The following is a 6,272-nucleotide window of genomic DNA, read 5'->3' as shown; positions in this document are numbered from 1 at the left end:
CAATCCAGTGCAGCCAGCGGTACTCAACCTGAAAGGTATGCAGTCTGACCGCCGGGGAGAGCGTCAAAATCAGGCTGTAAAGGGTGAGCGCCAGCGCGGCTAACCCGATCAGCCTGCGCTCCAAGGGGTTTTGAGTGGCAGCAGCCGGAGGGAAAAGGAATCTCACGGTTTGAGGTATTTATCCACCAGTAACGAGAGTTTTTGACGTGTTTCCGGTGGAATGCGGGCTGGATCGGTGATGAGCGCTTTTTCAAGCGCAGAGCTGCAGTCACAGTCGGTGTTTTCGTCAAGCTGGGCTGCCAGCGTGCGAATGGTTTGCTGGGCGGCAGCCGTATTTTGAGAGAGGGTGCGGATGACCATCTCAACATTGACCGGCTCTTCTGCCAGATGCCAGACATCGTAATCGGTGATGTGCGCCAGGCTGGCATAGCACATTTCGGCCTCGCGTGCCAGAAAGATCTCCGGGCAGGTGGTCATCCCAATGATGGAAATGCCCCAGGCACGAAATAGGTGCGATTCGGCGCGGGTTGAAAAGCGGGGTCCTTCTATGGTAATGAAAGTTCCGCCCTGATGGACTTCAACCCCAGTACTTACCGCGGCTTCGTACAACTGGCGGGAGAGACTTGCACAATAGGGGTCGGCCGTGCTGATGTGCGCCACCAGCCCTTCACCAAAGAATGTCCGTTTGCGGTCGCGGGTAAAATCTATCACCTGGTCGGGGATCACGAAATTGCCGGGTTTGTAATCATGGCGCAGCGATCCACAGGCGCTGACACCGATCACAAAGCGAACGCCCAGCTGTTTGAGGGCGAAAATGTTGGCGCGGTAATTGACCTCCGATGGCAGAATGTGATGCCCAATCCCATGCCGGGCGAGAAAGGCTACCCGTTTGTCTTCAAGGGTGCCGATCAGGATGGGGGCACTGGGTTTACCAAACGGGGTGTTGACTTCAATGGACTGGACATCTTCCAGTCCTTCAAAATGATACAGGCCGGAGCCGCCGATGATTCCGAGTATGGCTTGTTGACTCATGCTATTCTCCCTTTTGAACATTTTTTATTTTTTGGGTTCGATTTCAATGCGGAAAGTGAGTTGCCCACAGCGTAATTCGTCGCCGGAAACGATGACAGCCCGTGTGGTTAACCGTTCTCCATTCAGGAAACTGCCATTGGTCGAATTCAAATCTTCGACCCACCATTGATTTTGCTGGAAAGTAAAGCGGGCATGGCGCGCCGAGACGGTCTCGTGAGCAACCGGCAGATTACAGCCCGGATCGCGTCCCAAAATCACTTCGCTGGTCTGAAAGCGGGTGACCTCGTCGGATGGTGCATCCAACGGGGTGATCAGCAGCGCGGGAAGGGCTTCGTGGGTGAACTCCTGAGTTTTCAGGCGCAAATCCCGCCAGATGACGCTGAAAGCCCAGTACAAAAAGGCATACAGCAGCAGGGCGAACAGGATGCGTAAAACGAGGACAGCAATGGCGCTCATGCTGGCATTATACCGGAGGTTGGGCAGGGGATGTTCCGCCAACCGGGGAAGATTCACCGCTATCCTCGCCATAAATCAGCATGAAACCTGCCAGCGAAATGACATCCCCCGGAAAGAGGGTGGTTTGAGTAATACGTTGTCCGTTGACAAAGGTCCCGCCGGAAGAGTTGAGATCGAACAAGATGGTTTGATTTTTAGTGCGGCGGATCTGCGCATGAGCACGGGAAACCCGCAGGTCTTCGATGACTAAGTGGTTGTCATTGCGTCTGCCGATGTTGATGACCGGTTGATCCAGAGGAAAGAATTGACTGCCGTGCAGTATCAGGTAAGCCCGTCTGTCTGAGGTGGATTGGCTGGTGACGCTTTCGTTTGAAAGATGCAGCACGGCGGTCGAGCCGGGTAGAGTATCCTGATAAGCGGAGGTGATGCGCGGGTTGCCGGGCGGCTGACGGGGATCTGCAACGATCTGAATCACCGGCGGGGCAGCAAAGGATGCGCCCGATTCACGCACGGTTTCGAGCAAGGTTTGGTTCAACCATGTCATCCATTCGGGATTGTTCTGCCATGTGGCTGCTTCTTCCGGGTGCATGGCAAACACCAGAACGTTGGGCAGGGGGAGATTTTCGTCGGTTTCCGCCAGCAATTGTTCACGCAGGGCTTCGACGATGAGAACTGCCAGCGGGGAGTGCTCCTTACGCCACGCCAGCCCAACCAGGCGGTTTTCGATCAAATCTTTGAGGCGGGACTCGATATCATCAAGACGGGATTTCATACTTTATAATTATAAGACCAGTCGAGGAAAGAAGATGAACCAGGCCGGATTTGAGGAACTTCAACATACTGCGGATTGGGCGCTGAGAGTTTGGGCGCCGAATCGGGAGGAGCTGTTCCGGCAGGCTGCCATCGGGATGAATGCCCTGATGGGGTTGAAATTGCAGGATGAACCTGTCCATAAAAAAGTGGAACTTTATCTGTCGGCTGAAGATGATGAAAGTCTGCTGGTAGGCTTTTTGAATGAAATTCTATTTTATCTGGAAATTGAGCGAATCGGTTTCGAGGATTTTCCCTTAAAATTAAATGGCAACAGGTTAATTGCCGAATTATGGGGTAAACCAATCCGCAGCATCGAAAAACCGATTAAGGCAGTTACCTTTCACAATCTCGTCGTGCAACGCGGCGAAGATGGATTGGAAGCCCGCTTGGTGTTTGATGTGTAGCGAGGTGAGCCATGATTCGAATTCAGGACCTGAACAAAATTAGCGAATATGAGTGGGAGATTCCCAGGTCGTATCGGCAAGATATGCGCGTAGCCGTGCGGCTGTTTGTCACCCGGCGGCTGCTGGAAGCTGCCTTGCAGGATTTATCCATTGAGCAGGCCATCAATGCGGCGACACTGCCGGGGGTGGTTGAACCGGTGGTGGTGATGCCGGACATGCATCAGGGTTATGGTTTTCCGATTGGTGGAGTGGCGGCCACGCGTTATCCGAGCGGGGTCATCTCGCCGGGGGCAATTGGCTATGACATTAACTGCGGGGTGCGCCTGCTGGCTTCCACCATACCCTTGGAGGCGGCAGAAGAGCGATTAGATGATCTGGCGAACGCGCTTAATCAATATTGTCCCAGCGGCGTAGGAAGTGAAGGTTCCATCCACTTAACCACGGCCGAACTGGATGCGGTCTGTCGGCAGGGTGCGCGCTGGGCGTTGAAGAAGGGCATGGCCAGCGAGGAGGATTTACACCGCACTGAAGAGGGTGGCTGCCTGCAAGGGGCTGACCCGGGTAAGGTCAGCCAGCGTGCCAAACAGCGCGGCATGCTTCAGCTGGGAACGCTCGGGGCAGGCAATCACTTTATTGAGGTGGATGTCGTGGATCAGATTTTTGATGGCGAAGCCGCTGCAGCGATGGGTTTGCAGGAAGGCATGCTTACGTTGATGATCCACTGCGGTTCGCGCGGTTTTGGTCATCAGATTTGCACCGATTATGTGCAGGACTTACAATCTGCTGTCAAACGCTATGGCATCCAGCTGCCCGACCGTGAACTGGTATGTGCCCCGTTAGACAGCCCTGAGGGGCAGAATTATCTGGCTGCCATGCGATCAGCCGCAAATTATGCGTTCTGCAACCGGCAGATTCTTGCGCACCATGCCCGGCGCGCCTTTGAGGAGGTTTTTGCCGGCAGCGGGCTGCGCTGGCAGTTGCATCAGGTTTATGATATTGCCCACAACATGGGTAAAGTGGAAACCCACGACGTCAATGGCAGGAAAATGAAAGTGTGTGTGCATCGGAAAGGCGCAACCCGTGCGTTTGGACCGGGCAACCCCGAATTGCCGGATGTGTATAAACCAATCGGTCAGCCGGTGCTGGTGCCGGGCAGTATGGGGACGGCATCCTGGGTACTGGTTGGCACTGAGGACAGCATGGCGCGTTCGTGGGGTTCTACCTGTCACGGGGCCGGGCGGGTGCTCAGCCGCCACAAAGCGAAAAAAGACTTCCGCGGTGAACGCCTGCGCAACGACCTGGAACATTCCGGTATTCATGTGCGGGCCGGTTCAATGTCCGGGCTGGCGGAAGAAGCGCCGATGGCATATAAAGATGTAGATGAAGTGGTCGAAACGGTTAACGGGGCGGGCATTGCCCGCAAAGTTGCCCGGCTGCGCCCGGTAATTGTCATCAAGGGTTAATCCTGATCGCTGCTTTCCCCGCGGGGACTGCTGATCACAGCGGTGCGGGCGCGGGTCAGCTCAATCAGCGCTTTCACCGGCAGGCGGATGTTCAGCCCGCGCTGCCCGCCGGAGACATGAATTTTCTCGTGCTGCATGGCGGCCTCATCCAGCACTACTTGAAAACCGCGTTGCAACAAGGCCAGCGGGGAGATACCTCCAACCTGCAGACCGGTCAGCTGTTCGGCTTCGCGCTGACTGGGAAGTTTTAACTTTTTCTCCCCTAAAAAAGCTGCCAGAGCTTTCAAATCCACCTGATGAGGGGCAGGAATGACCGCCAGAATGGGTTTACCGCCTTTTTCACGGGTGACGACGATGGTTTTATAAATCAGGTTCGGGTCAACCCCCAGCAAACGGGCAGTATCCATTCCGCTGATTTTTTCGTTGGGCAGTTCAAAAGCCTCAAAAGGGATCTTTTTTGCAGTTAGAAGGCGGGTAACGTTGTTTGTGACCATTGTGACCCCTGGAATGGGTTGGTGCGCCAGCGCGGAGGACGCAGGTAAATGGGGTTGCTGAAAATCCAGCCACGCCGTTTGCCCAAATAATTGAGGTAGCATTCCACCCGATAAATGCCCGGTTCACGAGTAATGTGAGTACAAACCTCGTGGGTTGTCCATGTTTTGATGACTTTTCCATCTTTCAGTAAATTGCACTCCGTTTTAAGCGGGAGGCGGATTTGCAGAGTAATGGCGCTATCCATCATCAGTTCATCACCCATGATGGCCTTGCCGTTTTTGCCTTGTGCACTGAAGCGAAAACCGTGTGTGGGAGCTGGTAAATCATACCCGATAAAGCAATGCCCTTGCTGGAAGGCCTGATAAATCATCTTGCGATCGGCGGTGAGGTCTCCGCTGAGGGGTTCAGGAGTCAACAAATGGGTGTTGATCGCTCGGAAATGAAATTCATAGGGGTAAATGATTCGACGAAATGGGCCGAGGCGGATATCCAGCGCGTGGGCGTCGGAGCCGCCAATCGCAACAACTTTGTGGTCTTGCCTGAGCAGATCGTCCCAGCGCGCCAGCACCTCCGGGTGGGGGCCGTGGGCAAGGTATTGTGGGAAAAAACCGTAAAAAATGGCATCGCCCCAGTTTTTGATTTGGGTTTTCAGTTCGCTGAGTCCATTCCACAATTCAATGCCGGTGTAACCGGTCACCTGCCAGTCATCCCAGGAAATATCTTCCTCATGGAAAAGCGGTAAAGCCGGATCGCGGGGATGAGCAATGAAGGAAAGCCCGCCACTTTCACGAACGCGGTCAATCAGGCGCTGCGGGTCGTCTGCAAAACGAGCCATTTCCCGGTTACAACCCAACACCAGCAAATGCGATTTCTGCGGCAGGCGCGCCTGATCGTGGACTTCTTCTCCGATCAGCATCAGCAGGGTCTTGCCATTTTTGCGGTGATAGCCTTCAAAGCCGTTGACCAATACGTTATGATCGGTTACGATGACGACATCCAAACCCGCTTGCAAGGCAGCCCGGGCAATGTCGGCATGCAGGCCGCTGCCGTCAGAATAGCGAGTGTGCATGTGCAGATTGGTGACCAGTTCGTGCATGATGGTTGACGATTTCCACCCTGAAACGGTATAATCGGGTCGTTCAAGATTAAGGAGGAACGAGCGTGGTAAATTACATTGACATTGCTTTGATTATAATCTCAATCGCGTTGATTGCGAGCGTGATCTTTCAAAACAAAGGCGTTGGTCTTGGCGGTTTAACTGGTGCGGATAGCAGTCAGGTATTCACGGCTCGGCGCGGTCTGGAAAAAACCATTTTCTTGATCACCATTGGATTGGCGATTCTCTTCGTCATCCTAACTCTCCTTTCGGTTGCCATTGGTTCCTGAATTAAGCATCAGGCATTCAAGCTCAGGATATACTCCAAACAGTTAAGGGCGATTGGCACCTTTCTGGGGAAATCGCCCTGTTAGGTTTAACTGAAAATGAAAAAATTTCGCTGTCAAATTCTCATCATTCTTCTGACCGGTTTGGTGGTCGGGATTTTACTGCTTAGTGAGCAGCCGGAAGGGGTTACTCCAATTGTTCCGGAACCGGTCACCGGTGGTTTTT

At 53.8% G+C, this 6,272-nt stretch carries 8 protein-coding genes; 3 read left to right on the top strand and 5 right to left on the bottom strand.

Annotation, left to right across the window (positions count from 1 at the left end; translation table 11 throughout):
- Positions 1-162: 162 nt before the first annotated feature.
- Genes mtnP through VAE48_RS15040 form a run of 3 tightly spaced genes read right to left on the bottom strand, consistent with a single transcriptional unit; the run spans position 163 to position 2,260 of the window.
- The gene (gene mtnP / locus VAE48_RS15050) at positions 163-1,032 is read right to left on the bottom strand and encodes an S-methyl-5'-thioadenosine phosphorylase (RefSeq protein ID WP_322794152.1); all 870 of its coding nucleotides are present in this window, start codon (positions 1,030-1,032) and stop codon (positions 163-165) included.
- 24 nt (positions 1,033-1,056) lie between these two features.
- Positions 1,057-1,488, bottom strand: coding sequence for an FHA domain-containing protein (locus VAE48_RS15045; protein WP_322794151.1), 432 nt, complete (start codon positions 1,486-1,488; stop codon positions 1,057-1,059).
- 7 nt (positions 1,489-1,495) lie between these two features.
- Positions 1,496-2,260: an FHA domain-containing protein gene (locus VAE48_RS15040; RefSeq protein WP_322794150.1), complete on the bottom strand. Its 765-nt coding sequence runs from the start codon at positions 2,258-2,260 to the stop codon at positions 1,496-1,498.
- Between the two features lie 34 nt (positions 2,261-2,294).
- Here VAE48_RS15040 and VAE48_RS15035 point away from each other — a divergent pair, with 34 nt between their 5' ends.
- Positions 2,295-2,705, top strand: a complete 411-nt coding sequence (locus tag VAE48_RS15035) for an archease (RefSeq protein WP_322794149.1) — start codon at positions 2,295-2,297, stop codon at positions 2,703-2,705.
- A gap of 11 nt (positions 2,706-2,716) precedes the next feature.
- On the top strand, positions 2,717-4,168 hold the full coding sequence (locus tag VAE48_RS15030) for an RtcB family protein (protein WP_322794148.1): 1,452 nt from the start codon (positions 2,717-2,719) through the stop codon (positions 4,166-4,168).
- Here VAE48_RS15030 and VAE48_RS15025 read toward each other — a convergent pair.
- Together VAE48_RS15025 and VAE48_RS15020 are read right to left on the bottom strand one after the other, a co-directional pair.
- On the bottom strand, positions 4,165-4,662 hold the full coding sequence (locus tag VAE48_RS15025) for an aminoacyl-tRNA deacylase (RefSeq protein WP_322794147.1): 498 nt from the start codon (positions 4,660-4,662) through the stop codon (positions 4,165-4,167). The genes VAE48_RS15030 and VAE48_RS15025 overlap by 4 nt on opposite strands.
- Positions 4,632-5,759 carry a CehA/McbA family metallohydrolase gene (locus tag VAE48_RS15020; RefSeq protein WP_322794146.1) on the bottom strand — a complete coding sequence of 376 codons (1,128 nt, stop codon included), beginning with the start codon at positions 5,757-5,759 and terminating at the stop codon, positions 4,632-4,634. The genes VAE48_RS15025 and VAE48_RS15020 overlap by 31 nt, the downstream gene beginning before the upstream one ends.
- A 65-nt stretch (positions 5,760-5,824) precedes the next feature.
- Between VAE48_RS15020 and secG the strand changes: the two genes are divergently transcribed.
- Positions 5,825-6,049 carry a preprotein translocase subunit SecG gene (gene secG, locus VAE48_RS15015; protein ID WP_322794145.1) on the top strand — a complete coding sequence of 75 codons (225 nt, stop codon included), beginning with the start codon at positions 5,825-5,827 and terminating at the stop codon, positions 6,047-6,049.
- Positions 6,050-6,272 lie beyond the last annotated feature (223 nt).

The organism is Bellilinea sp. (assembly GCF_034432615.1).
In the GTDB taxonomy this organism is placed as follows: Bacteria; Chloroflexota; Anaerolineae; order Anaerolineales; family Anaerolineaceae; genus Bellilinea.
The sequence above is the reverse complement of the archived record's forward strand: the minus strand, read 5'-3'. Positions and strand labels throughout refer to the sequence as shown.